Below are 14,474 nucleotides of genomic sequence, written 5' to 3'. Positions count from 1 at the left end.
TGAAGCTGGCGGTCAACGCCGCCATCACCCTGGAGCGGCCGCTGCTGGTCAAGGGCGAGCCGGGCACCGGCAAGACCATGCTCGCCGAGCAACTGGCCGAGTCGTTCGGCGCCAAGCTGATCACCTGGCACATCAAGTCCACCACCAAGGCTCATCAGGGCCTGTACGAGTACGATGCGGTCAGCCGTTTGCGCGACTCGCAACTGGGCAACGAAAAAGTCCACGACGTGCGCAACTACCTGAAAAAAGGCAAGCTCTGGGAGGCTTTCGAGTCTGAAGAGCGGGTCATTCTGCTGATCGACGAGATCGACAAGGCCGACATCGAGTTCCCTAACGACTTGCTGCAAGAACTCGACAAGATGGAGTTCTACGTTTACGAGATCGACGAGACCATCAAGGCCAAGAAGCGCCCGATCATCATCATTACCTCCAACAATGAAAAAGAGCTGCCGGACGCCTTCCTGCGCCGTTGCTTCTTCCATTACATCGCGTTCCCGGATCGCCCGACCCTGCAGAAAATCGTCGACGTGCATTACCCGGACATCAAGAAGGATCTGGTCAGCGAAGCGCTGGACGTGTTCTTCGACGTGCGCAAAGTGCCGGGCCTGAAGAAGAAGCCGTCGACTTCCGAGCTGGTCGACTGGCTGAAGCTGCTGATGGCCGACAACATCGGCGAAGCGGTGCTGCGCGAACGTGATCCGACCAAAGCCATCCCGCCGCTGGCCGGTGCCTTGGTGAAGAACGAACAGGACGTGCAACTGCTTGAGCGTCTGGCGTTCATGAGCCGTCGCGGTTCTCGCTAAGAGGCTGATGCCATGTTGCTCAACCTGTTCAATGAAATGCGTGCCGCCAAGGTGCCGGTGTCGGTGCGCGAGCTGCTCGACCTGATCAACGCGCTGAAACAGCGCGTGACCTTCGCCGACATGGACGAGTTCTATTACTTGTCGCGGGCGATTCTGGTGAAGGACGAACGCCATTTCGATAAGTTCGACCGCGCGTTCGGCGCCTACTTCAATGGCCTCGAAAAGCTCGACGATCACTTGCAGGCACTGATTCCCGAAGACTGGCTGCGCAAGGAGTTCGAGCGATCGCTGACTGACGAAGAACGCGCACAGATCCAGTCCCTTGGCGGTCTGGACAAGCTGATCGAAGAGTTCAAGAAGCGTCTGGAAGAACAGAAGGAACGCCACGCCGGCGGCAATAAGTGGATTGGCACCGGCGGCACCAGCCCGTTCGGTTCCGGTGGTTTCAACCCGGAAGGCATTCGGGTTGGTGATGCCGGCAAGCGCCAGGGCAAAGCGGTGAAAGTCTGGGATCAGCGCGAGTACAAAAACCTCGATGATTCGGTGGAACTGGGCACGCGCAACATCAAGGTTGCCCTGCGTCGTCTGCGTAAGTTCGCTCGCCAGGGCGCGGCGGAAGAACTCGACATCGACGGCACCATCGACCACACCGCCAAGGACGCCGGGCTACTCAACATCCAGATGCGCCCGGAGCGGCGCAATACGGTGAAGCTGTTATTGCTGTTCGACATCGGCGGTTCGATGGACGCGCACGTGAAGATCTGCGAGGAGCTGTTCTCGGCCTGCAAGACTGAGTTCAAGCATCTGGAGTACTTCTACTTCCACAACTTCGTTTACGAATCGGTGTGGAAGAACAACATGCGCCGCACTTCGGAGCGCACTTCGACCCAGGATCTGCTGCACAAGTACGGCGCTGACTATAAGGTGATTTTCATCGGTGACGCCGCCATGGCGCCGTATGAAATCACCCAGGCCGGCGGCAGTGTCGAGCATTGGAATGAAGAGCCGGGTTATGTGTGGATGCAGCGTTTCATGGAGAAATACAAGAAGCTCATCTGGATCAATCCGTATCCGAAAGATACGTGGGGGTATACCTCGTCGACCAATATCGTGCGGGATTTGATCGAGGATCAGATGTACCCATTGACGTTGCGCGGGCTTGAGGAAGGGATGCGGTTTTTGTCCAAATAAAAGCAAAAGATCGCAGCCTGCGGCAGCTCCTACAGTGAAATTCGCATTCCCCTGTAGGAGCTGCCGAAGGCTGCGATCTTTTGATCTTCAGCCAAATCTCTGCAGATATTTGATGTGCTCACGGTGCGCGACGTCCTGCACTACAGGCCGCAACCGCACCTGAGCCCCCGGCAGACACTGTGCCAGCCGCGACAACGCCAACGGCGTCAACGCGCCCAATCGCGGATAGCCGCCAATCGTCTGCCGATCATTGAGCAATACAATCGGCTGGCCGTCCGGCGGCACTTGCACCGCGCCCAACGGAATGCCCTCGGAAATCATCGGCTGGCCCTGATATTCCAACGCCTTGCCCAGCAAACGAATGCCCATGCGATCCGCGCGACTGTCCAGTGTCCAGGCACTGTTGAACACATCGAACACGCTCTGCCCGCTGAACTGGCCGATCTGTGCGCCAAGCACCAGATCCAGAGGTGCTGTCGATTTCAAATCCGGCCGCAGCGCCAAGGGCAGTTCCCGCACCCACTGCGATCCCCCGTGATAACTCAGCGCCGAACCCTTGGCCAACGGCAACCCCATGCCATCCAGGCCACCGAGTTGTTCGCGCACCACCGTGGCGCTACTGCCCAGCACCTTCGGCGCCACAAAGCCACCGGGCGCCGCCAGGTAGGCCCGAGCCCCAAGCAACGGCTGCTTGAACTGCAATGTCTGCCCTTTGCCCAACTTGAAACTGCGCCACGGCGCCAACGGCTGACCGTCGACCTGCGCACCGAGATCCGCCCCGGCCAGTGCCAGCAAACAATCCTCGTCAGCCACCACAGCAAACCCACCCAGGGTGATTTCGACGACCGGCACATCCAGACCATTGCCCAACAGCCAGTTGGCCCAACTCATCGCGTTCCAATCCGCCGCGCCGCCCTGGGTCACGCCCAGATGCCGCACGCCAAATCGCCCGGCGTCCTGCAACAGGCACAGCGGCGTACTCGCCTCAATCGTCAGTCGGCTCATGCCTGCGCCTCCAGTGGCGTGTCGTCGCCGCCCAGACGGATGAATTCGGCGTGGCTGACTGCTTCAAACCGCACGGTGTCGCCGGGTTGCATCAGGCTGTAGCCATCGCGATGACGATCAAACAGTTTCGCCGGCGTGCGACCGATCAGGTTCCAGCCACCGGGGGACACGACGGGATAGGCAGCAGTCTGGCGTTCAGCAATGCCGACGCTGCCGGCCGCGACTTTCTTGCGCGGCGTGTTCAAACGAGGCGCCGCCAGCATCTCTTCGACCAAACCCATAAAGGCAAAACCAGGCGCGAAACCCAGGGCGAACACCTGATATTCGCGACCACTGTGGCGACGAATCACCTCCTCGATCGCCAGCCCGCTGCGCTCGGCCAGCAAGCTCAATTCAGGCCCGACGCTGAGGTCATACCAGACCGGCAGCACATGACATTGGCCAGCGGTTCGCGCATTCGGCGACAGGTCGATCAACGCTTCAGCGATCAATGCGCGCGCCTGATTCGGGTTCAACACCGTCAGATCGTAATGCACCATCAACGTCGTATACGACGGCACCAGATCGATCAGTTGCCCGCCAAATACCACACGCAAGCGCTCACTGGCGGCGAGCATCCACGGCATGTTGGTTTCGGCGATTTCATCGAACAAACGCAACATCAGGCAATCCAGTGCCACCACTTCAATCCTTGGGTTCATGACGCGCTCTGCTGATTCAAGGCGTGGCGAATGCGTTGCACGGCGGCCACCGAACTGGTGTTGTCGCCGTGCACACAGAGCGTATTGGCTTGCAGGTGCAAGGCGCTACCATCGTTGGCGGTCAGGTTGTCGCCACGGGCGATGGTCAATGCTTGCTCGATGATGATCTCGGGATCGTGATGCACCGCGCCCGGCAATTGTCGCGAGACCAGTTTGCCGGCGCTGTCGTAGGCACGGTCGGCGAAGGCTTCGAACCACAGGGTCACGCCGTACTCATCGCCGATTTGCTGCGCGGCAGAATTGTCGCGAGTGGCCATCAGCATCAGCGGCAAGCTGCGGTCGTAAGCGGCCACAGCCTGGATCACCGCACGCAATTGCGCCGGGTTGGCCATCATGTCGTTGTACATCGCGCCGTGGGGTTTGACATAACTGACCCGTCCGCCCTGCGCCTTGCAAATACCGTCGAGGGCGCCGATCTGGTAATGCAGGATGTCTTGCAGCTCTTGCGCGGAATACGCCATGGAGCGGCGACCGAAACCGACCAGATCCTGATAGGCCGGATGCGCACCAATTTTTACGCCGTGGCTCAAGGCCAGGCTGACGGTCTTGCGCATGATGCTCGGGTCACCGGCATGGAAGCCGCAGGCGACGTTGGCGCAATCGATGAAGGGCATGACCTCGGCATCCAGACCCATGGTCCAGCTGCCGAAGCTCTCGCCGATGTCGCAATTCAATAGCAGGCGGCTCACGGTGAACACTCCTGTAGGGCTTGTCTTTTTATCTGTAGGACTTTACGACGCAGGTTATCAGTTACTGCGCATCGAGTTGCTTGCCACGGGTTTCCGGCAGGCTCAACGCCGCGATGATCACCACGCCGTAAGACACCGCCGCAAATGCGCCAATGCCGACGCTCAACGGTACTTTCTGGCTAAGCAGACCGATCAGCAGTGGAAACAATGCCGCCAGCGCCCGACCGATGTTGTAGCAAAAGCCCTGCCCGGAACCGCGAATCCGCGTGGGGAACAGCTCAGTGAGAAACGCGCCCATGCCGCTGAAAATCCCCGAAGCGAAGAAACCCAGCGGGAAGCCCAGCCACAACATCACGCCGTTGCTCACCGGCAGTTGCGTATAGAGCAGAACGATGGTGAACGAGCCGACCGCGAAGAGAATGAAGTTCTTTTTGCGGCCGAGCAGATCGGTCAGGTAGGCGCTGATCACATAGCCGACGTAAGAGCCGACAATCACCATCGCCAGATAACCGCCGGTGCCGAGTACGCTCAAACCGCGCTCGTTTTTCAGGAAGGTTGGCAGCCAGGAAGTAATTGCGTAGTAACCACCCAGCGCACCCGTGGTCAGCAGCGAAGCGCGGAACGTAGTGAAGAGCATGCCGGGCGCGAAGATTTCGTAGAACTTTGATTGGTTCTCTGGCGTTTGCTGAGCCTTGGCCTCGCGATAAATCTCTGGATCCTTCACCAGTCGACGCACGAAAATCACGAAAATCGCCGGCACAATGCCGAGGATGAACAGCGCGCGCCAGGCATCTTCCGGCGGCAACACCGAGAACAGCAGCGCATACAGAATCGCCGTCAGTCCCCAGCCCAGCGCCCAACCGGATTGCACCATGCCCACCGCTTTGCCGCGATCCTTGGCGCGGATCACCTCGCCGATCAGCACCGCACCGGCGGTCCATTCGCCGCCGAAACCGAAGCCCATCAAGGTGCGCGCGATCAGCAGTTGTTCGTAATTCTGCGCGAAGCCGCAGAGGAAGGTGAAGAAGGCGAACCACAACACCGTGAGTTGCAGGGTGCGCACGCGACCGATACGGTCAGAGAGAATCCCGGCGACCCAACCGCCAATCGCTGAAGCGATCAACGTGCTGGTGTGAATCAGCCCCGCTTCGCCGGTGGTGATGCCCCACATCGCGATCAGTGTCGGCACGACGAAGCTGAGCATCTGCGTGTCCATGCCGTCCAGACCGTAGCCGATCTTGCAGCTCCAGAACGTGCGACGCTCCTGCTGGTTGATGTTGCGATACCAGTCGAACGGCCCCGGACGCGCCGTTGCCGTGGATGCTTCTAGGGTGTCGGGAGCACTCATGGCTTATCTCCGCAGGTTTTTTATTGGTCTTGTTCGTAGCCCCGACGACGCCTATCGTGGGGACCGGATGCGTCGATTTTTCGTCGCGCGGCCCTGCCGCGTCCAACGAATAAAAACCCGCCTTAGCCATAAGAAAAATTTGTCACCCGAGCCTTGCCCATGAACCTGAAGTTTCTCGAGACCTTTGTCTGGGTCGCCCGCCTGAAGAGCTTTCGCCTGACCGCTGACAAGCTGTTCACCACTCAGGCGTCGATTTCCAGCCGCATTGCGGTGCTGGAGGGCGAGTTGGGGGTGAAGCTGTTTCTGCGCGATTCGCGCGGTGTCAGCCTGACGCCCGAAGGTCTCAAAGTGCTGGAATATGCCGAACAGATGCTCGACACCATGTCGGCACTCAGGCAGTCGATCGAGACCCGTTCGAGCAAGGTCGGTCGGGTGCGCATTGGCGTGATGGACACGGTGATCCACACCTGGCTAAGCCCGCTGGTGGCGCAGATGACCGATCTGTATCCACGGGTGGAAATCGAACTGGTGGCGGATACCTCGCTGAACCTCTGCGATCAGCTGCAAAAAGGCTTTCTCGATATCGTTCTGCAAACCGATCTGGTGCGCCATGAAAGCGTGCGCAGTCTGGAGCTGGCCAGTCATCCACTGGGCTGGATTGTCGCGAGCAATTCGATCTACAACCGTGACTACGCCGACCTCACCGAACTGGCGCAGGAACGCATCATCACCTACTCGAAAAACTCCCGACCGCATCAGGATCTTCTGGCGCTGATGCAGGCCAACGGGGTGCTGGCGCCACGCTTGAACTGCGTGAATTCGGTGTCGGCGATTACCCGGTTATTGCGTGATGGATTTGGCATTGGTGTGCTGCCACCGGTGCTGGTGGCTGAGGAATTGGCGCGGGGGGAATTGACCTTGCTGGCGATTGATCAACGGCCACCGAACTTGCAGGTGGTGGTGTCGTGGCGGGTGGGCGTTGAGTGGGTCGAGGAGATTGTGACGTTGTGTCAGCAGGTGCTGGAAGGGTATGCCCACAAGGTGGGCAAGGACTACATCGCGTTAAGTTGATCGTTCCTACGCTCCGCGTGGGAATGCAGCCCGGGACGCTCCGCGTCCCTCGAAAGCCGAACGCGGAGCGTCCGATGAGGCATTCCCACGCAGAGCGTGGGAACGATCCTTACTGCGCTGATCTTAGAGGCCGCGCACGTCGCGGTCTTCGATCGGCCGGCTCTGGCGCAGGCGTCGGCCACCGAGAACAACCCAATCGATCAAGCGGAACAGGCATTCAATGCCGAACGACAGCAGCAACGCACCGCTCATGCCCCAGATCATCGCTTCCGGAGTCAGCAGGATCTGATAGCTGTAACCGTTCCAGGTTTCCTTGCGAATGTCCGGATCAGCCGCCAGCACCACTTGCAGGAAGCGGATGTACCACGGGCCTTGCATCGCCTGGAACTGCTTGTCCAATGCCACCTGACGCGTGAGCAAGGTGTTCAAACTGTCAGCGTCGCTGCGGAAGATCGGATCTTCACTGGCGCGGTAATGCGCAACCAGCGCCTGCATATCGCCCTTGAAGAACTGCTCGGCAGTCCCTTGAAACCCGCGCAAACCGGTCTGCGCTTCGATCAGGTGCGCCTCGACCCGTTTCGCGTAATCGTTGATGAAACCCGGCACCTGGACACCGATCAACAGGCCCGCCGCAAACAACACCAGCCGTAGATAACTGAGCAACATGGGGTGCAAATCCTTATTCGGTCTTGCCTTGACTTACGCATTCGCCGCGTCGCCACAGGCTCCATTGGCCCGGTTCGTAGCGGGTCCAGGTTTCATTTTCGGTCAACGGTTCGGTAGCGATCACCGTCACCACGTCGTTGGGGGTGGTTTCGGCCTGGAAATCGACAATCACATCGACATCCTTCAGCCGCGCCGGGCCGAACGGTGCACGCCGGGTGATCTGTGCGAGTTTGGTCGAGCAATAGCAGAACAGCCAGTCGCCATCGCTGAGCAGGCAGTTGAACACGCCTTTGCTGCGGTATTCGGCGCACGCGGCGACCAGATCCGGCAGCAGTTCCTCTATTTCGACCGGCTCCGGGAATGCTGCACGCACGCGGTTGAGCAAATCGCAGAACGCCGCCTCGCTGTCGGTATCGCCGACCGGGCGGTAGAAGCTTTTGATCGGGGTGAAATCGGCGAGCTGGCCGTTGTGCGCGAAGCACCAGTTGCGCCCCCACAGTTCGCGGACGAACGGATGGGTGTTGGACAGGCAGACCTTGCCGACGTTGGCCTGACGGATGTGGCCGATGACCACTTCGCTCTTGATCGGATAACGCTGCACCAGGTTGGCGACTTCCGACTCACTGCTCGCTGCCGGGTCCTGAAACAGTCGCAAACCACGGCCTTCATAGAAGGCGATGCCCCAACCGTCGCGGTGCGGGCCAGTGCGGCCGCCGCGCTGCATCAGACCGGTGAAGCTGAAAACGATATCGGTCGGCACGTTGGCACTCATGCCCAGTAATTCACACATGTGCGGACTCTCGGGATTACAGACGCGGCTCGACCCGCATGCGCTGCGGATTGTTCGGGACCGGTGGGCGCCCGTAGCGGTCATCACCAGCAGCGCCGAACGGTTGATCGTCGTTGCGGTCATCGGCACGGGCTGCGGCTTTGGCAGCCTCGGCCTGCTCTCGGCGCGCACGCGATGCACGTTCAATCGGGAAGCGGATCAGCACGAAGATCAGATAGAGGCCAAAAGCGATCATGCCGTACATGAACAGGTCGGAGACCGCACGCCAGGCGTTGTTGCCGACCTTGAAGGCCAGATCCAGTGCGGTGATGGCAATGGACGGCGCAACCTTGGCCTTCACCGGATCAATGATGGTCGGGCTGAACAGCAACACGGCCATCAGTACGCGCAACGGCTCGCGCAACCAGCGCCACATCCAGGTAGTCAGGCGCATCCATACCAACAGGCAGCCCACAGCGGCAAAGGCGTAGAGGCCCCAGGCGATCAGATAGTCGTTCTCGGTCATGGTGTCCATGGCAAGGCAGGCAAAGAGGCGCTTATAGTAACGACTTTTCGCCCGCCAGGCTTGTCCCAATAGACATGCGACCTGTAGGAGTGAGCCTGCTCGCGATGACGGACAGCCTGACAACATTGATGTTGAATGTGCCGGCCTTGCCGCGAGCAGGCTCACTCCTACACGGTCTGCGGCGGTTTCAAACGCTGTGAAAACCTTTATTCCGAACAATGTCCGAGAGCCTTCCATGCCCGAATCCGCCAACGTCATCAGTGCTCCGATTGCCCACAAGGCTGCCGGTGCCGACCCGTATGCCTGGCTGCAGGAGCGCGACACCGACGCGGTGCTCGATTACCTCAAGGCCGAAAACTCATACCAAGAGGCGCAAACCGCCGATCAGGCCGAGTTGCGCGAAACGCTGTTCGAAGAGATCAAGGGCCGGATTCTTGAAACCGACCTGTCCCTGCCCTCGCCTTGGGGCCCGTACCTGTATTACACGCGCACTACCGCCGGTGACGAATACGCCCGGCATTACCGCTGCCCGCGTCCGGCCGATGACAGCCTGACCCTCGACGAAAGCCGCGAACAACTGCTGCTTGACCCGAACGTGCTGGCCAACGGCGGGTTCTTCTCGCTGGGTGCGTTCAGCATCAGCCCGGACCATCAACGTCTGGCCTACAGCGTCGACGCCTCGGGCGATGAGATTTACACGCTGTTCGTCAAGGAACTGTCCAACGACAAGGTCAGCGAACTGGAATTCGAAGACTGCGACGGCAGCATGACCTGGGCCAATGACAGCATGACCCTGTTTTTCGGCGTACTCGACGACACGCACCGCCCACACAAGCTGTTGCGCTATCGCCTCGACGGCACCGCTGCCGAAGAAGTGTTCAACGAGCCGGACGGGCGTTTCTTCCTGCATTGCTACCGTTCAAGTTCCGAACAGCAACTGCTGCTGTCGCTGGGCAGCAAGACCACCAGCGAAGTCTGGGCGCTCGACGCCAATCATCCGCACCAGCCCTTCACCTGCCTGGCGCCACGGGTCGAAGATCATGAATACGACGTCGATCACGGCCTGCTCGATGGCGTGTGGACGTGGTTTATCCGTACCAATCGCGACGGCATCAACTACGCCCTGTATCAGGCCCCGGACACCGGCACCGCGCCGACCGAAGCCGACTGGCAAAATCTGATCCCGCACAGCGACACGGTGATGCTCGACGGTGTCAGCCTCAACACCGAGGCCATGACCCTGAGCCTGCGCGAAGGTGGCCTGCCGATCATCGAGGTTCACCCACACGGCCTGGCCCCCTATCGCGTGCAACTGCCGGATGCTGCCTACAGCCTCTATGTGCAAAACAGCCTGGAGTTCGAGAGCGATCGCATTCGTCTGCGCTACGAGGCGTTGAACCGTCCGGCGCAGGTGCGCCAGTTGATCCTCGCCACCGGCGAGCAGACGATACTCAAAGAAACCCCGGTGCTCGGCCCGTTCGACGCCGACGCTTACGTCAGCCAGCGTCTGTGGGCCACTGCGCCAGACGGCACGCAAGTGCCGATCAGCCTGGTGATGAAGCGCGAAATGGTCGGCCAAGCGGTGCCGCTGTATCTGTATGGTTACGGCGCTTACGGCTCGAGCCTTGATCCGTGGTTCTCCCACGCCCGTCTGAGCCTCTTGGATCGCGGCATGGCCTTCGCCATCGCCCATGTGCGCGGCGGCGGTGAACTGGGCGAAGCCTGGTATCGCGCCGGCAAGCAGGAACACAAACACAACACCTTCAGCGACTTCATTGCCTGCGCCGAATTCCTGATCCTCAACGGCATTACTACCGCCGATAAACTGGCAATCAGCGGTGGCAGCGCCGGTGGTTTGTTGATCGGTGCCGTGCTCAACCAGCGTCCGGATCTGTTCGGTGTGGCGATTGCCGAAGTGCCGTTCGTCGACGTGCTCAACACCATGCTCGACCCCGACCTGCCGCTGACCGTCACCGAATATGACGAATGGGGCAACCCTGAAGAGCCGGACGTTTACGAGCGGATCAAGGCGTATGCACCGTACGAAAACGTCACCGCGCAGGATTATCCGGCGACGCTGGTAATCGCCGGCTACAACGACAGCCGCGTGCAGTACTGGGAAGCGGCCAAATGGGTGGCGAAACTGCGCGCAACCAAGACCGACGACAACGTCCTGCTGCTCAAGACTGAACTGGGCGCCGGGCATGGCGGGATGAGCGGGCGTTATCAGGGATTACGTGACGTAGCGCTCGAATACGCATTTGTTTTCAAGGTTTTGGGCCTGGTCTGAGGAACTCCGTCGGTCACTTGGGTCTTAATTGCAGACCCAAGAGGCCGATACCCCACAGATCTCCTGTAGGAGCTGCCGAAGGCTGCGATCTTTTGATTTTGATTTTTTCAAAGGCAAGATCAACAGATCGCAGCCTGCGGCAGCTCCTACACGGGCCGTGTGAAGCCTGAAACAGTAAAAACAAAAAGACCGTGACGACATGTCAGAACCGACCTTCCTGAACAACGAAATCCGCGACTGGCTGATGGACTGTGGCCTGTTCGATCAATTGCAACTGGCCGACTTTGCGGCCGCTTCCGGCTATTTCAGCATCAGCACCGTGGCCGAAGGCGAAGCGATTTTCCGCGAGGGCGATGCCGGCAGTTTCATGTGCATCCTCCACACCGGCCAGGTCGCCGTGCAGAAAACCGGGCCCGATGGCCAGGTCATCACCATGGCCACCCTGCGCAGCGGGCGTGCCTTTGGCGAAATGGCCGTGCTCGACGGTGAGCGACGCTCGGCAACGTGCGTGGCGGCGACGAACTGTCAGCTATTGAACTTGGGTAAGGACTCGCTGGAAAAAATGCTCAACGACGCGCCGAAGATCGCCGCGAAGATCATCCGCGCCCTCGCCGTTTCGCTGTCGAAGCGCCTGCGCATGGCCGACGGTCAACTGGCGGCGCAACAGGTTTAACCGCCGGGGGATTTCGCCTTGGTGCCGCTCGGTTCGATACCGGGCAGCGGTTGATCCTTGCTCGGCGGGCTGGGCATCTCGATCGGCACCAGCGGTGGGCTGCCACTGCCGGCGCCGGACTTGGGAATGTTGATCGGCGTGATCTGCGGATACGGCGTCGGTGTCGCGGTGCCGGGCGAGCCGGGTTGCGGCGCGGGGCTGAGCGGAATCGTCTGCTGCGCCTGCACTGCAGTAATCGAGAGCACGGCCAGGGCAATGACCGTTAGAATGGTGCGCTTCATCAAGGGCTCCGTTTGGCCTCTAGTCTGCGCTCAGGCTACTCCCAACGGGCCTGCTTGCCTTCCCCCTTGTAGAGATTTCCATGAAACGTTTCGTTCTGCTCGACACTACCCCGATCCCTGAAAGCGGCGGTGCCCTGTGCCTGTTCGAGTATGGCGAGGATTTTGTCATCAAGATCCAGGGCGGTGACGGCGGACAATTGATGAACACGCGCATGCACGGTTCCGAAGACGCATTGGCGGAAATTCCGTGCCGCAAGGTCGCTGGCCGGCCGGACTCGCGGGTGCTGATCGGCGGTTTGGGCATGGGCTTCACCCTCGCCTCGGCGCTCAAGCACCTGGGCAAGAGCGCTGAAGTTGTGGTCGCTGAGCTGGTGCCCGGCGTGGTCGAGTGGAACCGTGGCCCGCTCGGGGAAAAATCCGGTCGCCCGTTGCTTGATCCACGCACGGTGATCCGTCAGGAAGACGTGGCCAAGGTGCTGCAAAGCGAGCCGAACGGCTTCGACGCGATCATGCTCGACGTCGACAACGGCCCTGAAGGCCTGACCCAGAAGGCCAATAGCTGGTTGTACTCGGCCGCCGGTCTGAACGCGTGCGCCAAGGCCCTGCGGCCCAAAGGTGTGCTCGCCGTGTGGTCGGCCAGTGCTGATCGGCTGTTTTCCGACAAATTGAAGAAGGCCGGTTTCAAGGCCGAAGAAATCCAGGTCTTTGCCCATGGCAACAAGGGCACGCGCCACACGATCTGGATTGCCGAGAAGCTCAAGGGCTGAGCTAAACTCTGCACATAACCGTCATTAGTCTTTTACAAAGGTGAACCCATGAGTTCGTCCACCCCCACCAACACGTCGAAGCTGGATCGCATCCTCGCCGACAACCAGCGCGACAAGGAAATGGGCTACCGCGACAAGGCCCTGAAGATGTACCCGCACGTCTGTGGCCGCTGCACCCGTGAGTTTTCCGGCAAGCGCCTGAGCGAACTGACCGTGCATCACCGCGATCACAACCACGACAACAACCCGCAGGACGGCTCGAACTGGGAATTGTTGTGCCTGTATTGCCACGATAACGAACATTCGCGTTATACCGATCAGCAGTATTTCAGCGAAGGCTCGCTGAGCACGCCGAAGATTGCCAAGGCGACGCATAACCCGTTTGCCGCGTTGGCCGGGTTGATGAAAAAAGAAGATTAAAGATCTTTATTGGCCGTTAAGGCCCCATCGCGAGCAGGCTCACTCCTACATTTTGGAATGCGTTCCCCTGTAGGAGTGAGCCTGCTCGCGATAGCGATCTCCCGAACACCGCAAATCTTGAATCTGCCCGCCCTCCCCCAATCCCCGTATAATCGCGCTCTTTTTCCCGAAGGCACCCCGCTCGTGGCAGACAAACGGTACAGCTGCATTGGTTTGTATAACCCCAAATCACCGGAGAACGTCGGTTCGGTGATGCGCGCCGCAGGCTGCTATGGCGTGGCGTCAGTGTTCTACACCGGCAAGCGCTATGAACGCGCCGCCGACTTCGTCACCGACACCAAACGCGTGCACTATGACATCCCGCTGATCGGTATCGACGATCTGAAAAAGATTCTCCCGCTCAACTGCGTACCGGTCGCCGTGGAACTGGTCGAAGGCGCCCGCCCGTTGCCGGAATACACCCACCCGGATCGCGCCCTGTACATCTTCGGTCCCGAAGACGGTTCGCTGGATAAAGAGATCCGCGACTGGTGCGAAGACGTCGTGTACATCCCGACCACCGGCTGCATGAACCTCGCCGCCACGGTCAACGTCGTGCTCTACGACCGCATGGCCAAGGGCCTGAACACCCGCTCCGGGCCGAAATTCCGCTGAAACACCGCATATTCGATGGAACGAGCTGACCGCTCCGGCAGTCAGCTTGTTTATCGATTACTCATTGCCTGGAGAAAGATCATGACCGAGCTCAAACGTGTCGAACGCATCGAATCCACCCCGTTCCAGAGCCATTCCGAGCAGAACGTCGAAGGCTGGGAGCGCATCGGCTCACTCGCGGGCGGCGTGATCATGGTCGGCAAAGGCCTGCGCCGTGGCGGTGTGTTTGGTTTGATTCAGGTGGCGATTGGCGGCGTGGCCATGGCGCGCGGGATTACCGGGCACAGCTCGATGAAAAGCCTGATCGAGAAGAGTCGTCAGGACATGAACAACGTGCGCGCGAAGATCGAGCGGGCCGGGGAAGAGTTGAGCAAGCTGAAGGCGAATGCCGAGGCGGCGACCAGCACCGCCACGGTGACCGGCAATGATTCGGTGAAGTCGCCGAAAGCCGGGGTTTGATCCAAGAGTTGCGGTGGAGCTAAAGGCCCCATCGCGAGCAGGCTCACTCCTACATTTGTAATGCGTTCCCTTGTAGGAGTGAGCCTGCTCGCGATAGCGGT

General features: G+C 60.0%; 17 protein-coding genes. 9 read left to right on the top strand and 8 right to left on the bottom strand.

What is annotated here, in order from left to right; genetic code table 11:
• On the top strand, positions 1 to 803 hold an 803-nt coding region (locus ACIPIZ_RS08600; protein ID WP_401164960.1), incomplete at its 5' end, for an AAA family ATPase.
• Between the two features lie 12 nt (positions 804 to 815).
• Positions 816 to 1,994 carry a VWA domain-containing protein gene (locus ACIPIZ_RS08595; RefSeq protein WP_064388394.1) on the top strand — a complete coding sequence of 393 codons (1,179 nt, stop codon included), beginning with the start codon at positions 816 to 818 and terminating at the stop codon, positions 1,992 to 1,994.
• 87 nt (positions 1,995 to 2,081) lie between these two features.
• Here the strand turns inward: ACIPIZ_RS08595 and ACIPIZ_RS08590 are convergent, their stop codons facing one another.
• The 4 genes from ACIPIZ_RS08590 to ACIPIZ_RS08575 all read right to left on the bottom strand — a co-directional run bounded on the left by ACIPIZ_RS08590 (position 2,082) and on the right by ACIPIZ_RS08575 (position 5,797).
• Positions 2,082 to 2,999, bottom strand: a complete 918-nt coding sequence (locus tag ACIPIZ_RS08590) for a biotin-dependent carboxyltransferase family protein (protein WP_150647052.1) — start codon at positions 2,997 to 2,999, stop codon at positions 2,082 to 2,084.
• Positions 2,996 to 3,700 (bottom strand): allophanate hydrolase subunit 1, encoded by a 705-nt coding sequence (locus ACIPIZ_RS08585; protein ID WP_105708490.1) that lies wholly within the window; start codon positions 3,698 to 3,700, stop codon positions 2,996 to 2,998. The genes ACIPIZ_RS08590 and ACIPIZ_RS08585 overlap by 4 nt, the downstream gene beginning before the upstream one ends.
• Entirely contained in the window at positions 3,697 to 4,449 is a 753-nt protein-coding gene (locus ACIPIZ_RS08580) for a 5-oxoprolinase subunit PxpA (protein ID WP_150647051.1), read from the bottom strand. The genes ACIPIZ_RS08585 and ACIPIZ_RS08580 overlap by 4 nt, the downstream gene beginning before the upstream one ends.
• Before the next feature lie 61 nt (positions 4,450 to 4,510).
• On the bottom strand, positions 4,511 to 5,797 hold the full coding sequence (locus tag ACIPIZ_RS08575; protein WP_253479794.1) for an MFS transporter: 1,287 nt from the start codon (positions 5,795 to 5,797) through the stop codon (positions 4,511 to 4,513).
• A gap of 159 nt (positions 5,798 to 5,956) precedes the next feature.
• On the opposite strand from ACIPIZ_RS08575, the gene ACIPIZ_RS08570 reads away from it, so the two are divergent.
• Positions 5,957 to 6,868, top strand: coding sequence for a LysR family transcriptional regulator (locus ACIPIZ_RS08570; protein WP_064388405.1), 912 nt, complete (start codon positions 5,957 to 5,959; stop codon positions 6,866 to 6,868).
• 123 nt (positions 6,869 to 6,991) lie between these two features.
• Here the strand turns inward: ACIPIZ_RS08570 and ACIPIZ_RS08565 are convergent, their stop codons facing one another.
• Genes ACIPIZ_RS08565 through ACIPIZ_RS08555 form a run of 3 tightly spaced genes read right to left on the bottom strand, consistent with a single transcriptional unit; the run spans position 6,992 to position 8,838 of the window.
• Complete coding sequence (locus tag ACIPIZ_RS08565) at positions 6,992 to 7,534, bottom strand: DUF2937 family protein (protein WP_401164957.1); 543 nt, start codon at positions 7,532 to 7,534, stop codon at positions 6,992 to 6,994.
• A gap of 13 nt (positions 7,535 to 7,547) precedes the next feature.
• Complete coding sequence (locus ACIPIZ_RS08560; RefSeq protein ID WP_064388409.1) at positions 7,548 to 8,324, bottom strand: class II glutamine amidotransferase; 777 nt, start codon at positions 8,322 to 8,324, stop codon at positions 7,548 to 7,550.
• Between the two features lie 16 nt (positions 8,325 to 8,340).
• The gene (locus ACIPIZ_RS08555) at positions 8,341 to 8,838 is read right to left on the bottom strand and encodes a hypothetical protein (RefSeq protein ID WP_064388410.1); all 498 of its coding nucleotides are present in this window, start codon (positions 8,836 to 8,838) and stop codon (positions 8,341 to 8,343) included.
• 226 nt (positions 8,839 to 9,064) lie between these two features.
• Between ACIPIZ_RS08555 and ACIPIZ_RS08550 the strand changes: the two genes are divergently transcribed.
• Both ACIPIZ_RS08550 and ACIPIZ_RS08545 read left to right on the top strand, forming a co-directional pair.
• Entirely contained in the window at positions 9,065 to 11,119 is a 2,055-nt protein-coding gene (locus ACIPIZ_RS08550; RefSeq protein ID WP_401164954.1) for a S9 family peptidase, read from the top strand.
• Between the two features lie 199 nt (positions 11,120 to 11,318).
• Positions 11,319 to 11,792: a cyclic nucleotide-binding domain-containing protein gene (locus tag ACIPIZ_RS08545; RefSeq protein WP_034153174.1), complete on the top strand. Its 474-nt coding sequence runs from the start codon at positions 11,319 to 11,321 to the stop codon at positions 11,790 to 11,792.
• On the opposite strand, the gene ACIPIZ_RS08540 is transcribed toward ACIPIZ_RS08545, so the two are convergent.
• Positions 11,789 to 12,073, bottom strand: coding sequence for a hypothetical protein (locus ACIPIZ_RS08540; RefSeq protein WP_064388414.1), 285 nt, complete (start codon positions 12,071 to 12,073; stop codon positions 11,789 to 11,791). The two genes, ACIPIZ_RS08545 and ACIPIZ_RS08540, sit on opposite strands and share 4 nt — an antisense overlap.
• Before the next feature lie 80 nt (positions 12,074 to 12,153).
• Here ACIPIZ_RS08540 and ACIPIZ_RS08535 point away from each other — a divergent pair, with 80 nt between their 5' ends.
• The 4 genes from ACIPIZ_RS08535 (at position 12,154) to ACIPIZ_RS08520 (ending at position 14,373) form a co-directional block, all read left to right on the top strand.
• On the top strand, positions 12,154 to 12,840 hold the full coding sequence (locus ACIPIZ_RS08535; RefSeq protein ID WP_105708477.1) for a spermidine synthase: 687 nt from the start codon (positions 12,154 to 12,156) through the stop codon (positions 12,838 to 12,840).
• A 48-nt stretch (positions 12,841 to 12,888) separates the two neighbouring features.
• Complete coding sequence (locus ACIPIZ_RS08530; RefSeq protein WP_007911336.1) at positions 12,889 to 13,260, top strand: YajD family HNH nuclease; 372 nt, start codon at positions 12,889 to 12,891, stop codon at positions 13,258 to 13,260.
• A gap of 183 nt (positions 13,261 to 13,443) precedes the next feature.
• Complete coding sequence (locus tag ACIPIZ_RS08525; RefSeq protein WP_007911337.1) at positions 13,444 to 13,914, top strand: RNA methyltransferase; 471 nt, start codon at positions 13,444 to 13,446, stop codon at positions 13,912 to 13,914.
• An 81-nt stretch (positions 13,915 to 13,995) separates the two neighbouring features.
• A complete protein-coding gene (locus ACIPIZ_RS08520; protein ID WP_064388419.1) occupies positions 13,996 to 14,373 on the top strand; it encodes a DUF2892 domain-containing protein in 378 nt (125 codons plus the stop codon).
• Positions 14,374 to 14,474 lie beyond the last annotated feature (101 nt).

The sequence above is a fragment of the Pseudomonas sp. NPDC087690 genome (genome assembly GCF_044743175.1).
Taxonomy (GTDB): domain Bacteria; phylum Pseudomonadota; class Gammaproteobacteria; order Pseudomonadales; family Pseudomonadaceae; genus Aquipseudomonas.
This window is presented reverse-complemented; position numbering and strand designations above follow the sequence as displayed.

What these genes read in the sequence shown, in the direction of transcription:
- ACIPIZ_RS08560 (WP_064388409.1), bottom strand. Translation starts at nt 8,324, where the DNA reads ATGTGTGAATTACTGGGCATGAGTGCCAACGTGCCGACCGATATCGTT.
- ACIPIZ_RS08555 (WP_064388410.1), bottom strand. Translation starts at nt 8,838, where the DNA reads ATGGACACCATGACCGAGAACGACTATCTGATCGCCTGGGGCCTCTAC.
- ACIPIZ_RS08545 (WP_034153174.1), top strand. Translation starts at nt 11,319, where the DNA reads ATGTCAGAACCGACCTTCCTGAACAACGAAATCCGCGACTGGCTGATG.
- ACIPIZ_RS08585 (WP_105708490.1), bottom strand. Translation starts at nt 3,700, where the DNA reads ATGAACCCAAGGATTGAAGTGGTGGCACTGGATTGCCTGATGTTGCGT.
- ACIPIZ_RS08595 (WP_064388394.1), top strand. Translation starts at nt 816, where the DNA reads ATGTTGCTCAACCTGTTCAATGAAATGCGTGCCGCCAAGGTGCCGGTG.
- ACIPIZ_RS08565 (WP_401164957.1), bottom strand. Translation starts at nt 7,534, where the DNA reads ATGTTGCTCAGTTATCTACGGCTGGTGTTGTTTGCGGCGGGCCTGTTG.
- ACIPIZ_RS08540 (WP_064388414.1), bottom strand. Translation starts at nt 12,073, where the DNA reads ATGAAGCGCACCATTCTAACGGTCATTGCCCTGGCCGTGCTCTCGATT.
- ACIPIZ_RS08520 (WP_064388419.1), top strand. Translation starts at nt 13,996, where the DNA reads ATGACCGAGCTCAAACGTGTCGAACGCATCGAATCCACCCCGTTCCAG.
- ACIPIZ_RS08550 (WP_401164954.1), top strand. Translation starts at nt 9,065, where the DNA reads ATGCCCGAATCCGCCAACGTCATCAGTGCTCCGATTGCCCACAAGGCT.
- ACIPIZ_RS08535 (WP_105708477.1), top strand. Translation starts at nt 12,154, where the DNA reads ATGAAACGTTTCGTTCTGCTCGACACTACCCCGATCCCTGAAAGCGGC.
- ACIPIZ_RS08575 (WP_253479794.1), bottom strand. Translation starts at nt 5,797, where the DNA reads ATGAGTGCTCCCGACACCCTAGAAGCATCCACGGCAACGGCGCGTCCG.
- ACIPIZ_RS08590 (WP_150647052.1), bottom strand. Translation starts at nt 2,999, where the DNA reads ATGAGCCGACTGACGATTGAGGCGAGTACGCCGCTGTGCCTGTTGCAG.
- ACIPIZ_RS08530 (WP_007911336.1), top strand. Translation starts at nt 12,889, where the DNA reads ATGAGTTCGTCCACCCCCACCAACACGTCGAAGCTGGATCGCATCCTC.
- ACIPIZ_RS08570 (WP_064388405.1), top strand. Translation starts at nt 5,957, where the DNA reads ATGAACCTGAAGTTTCTCGAGACCTTTGTCTGGGTCGCCCGCCTGAAG.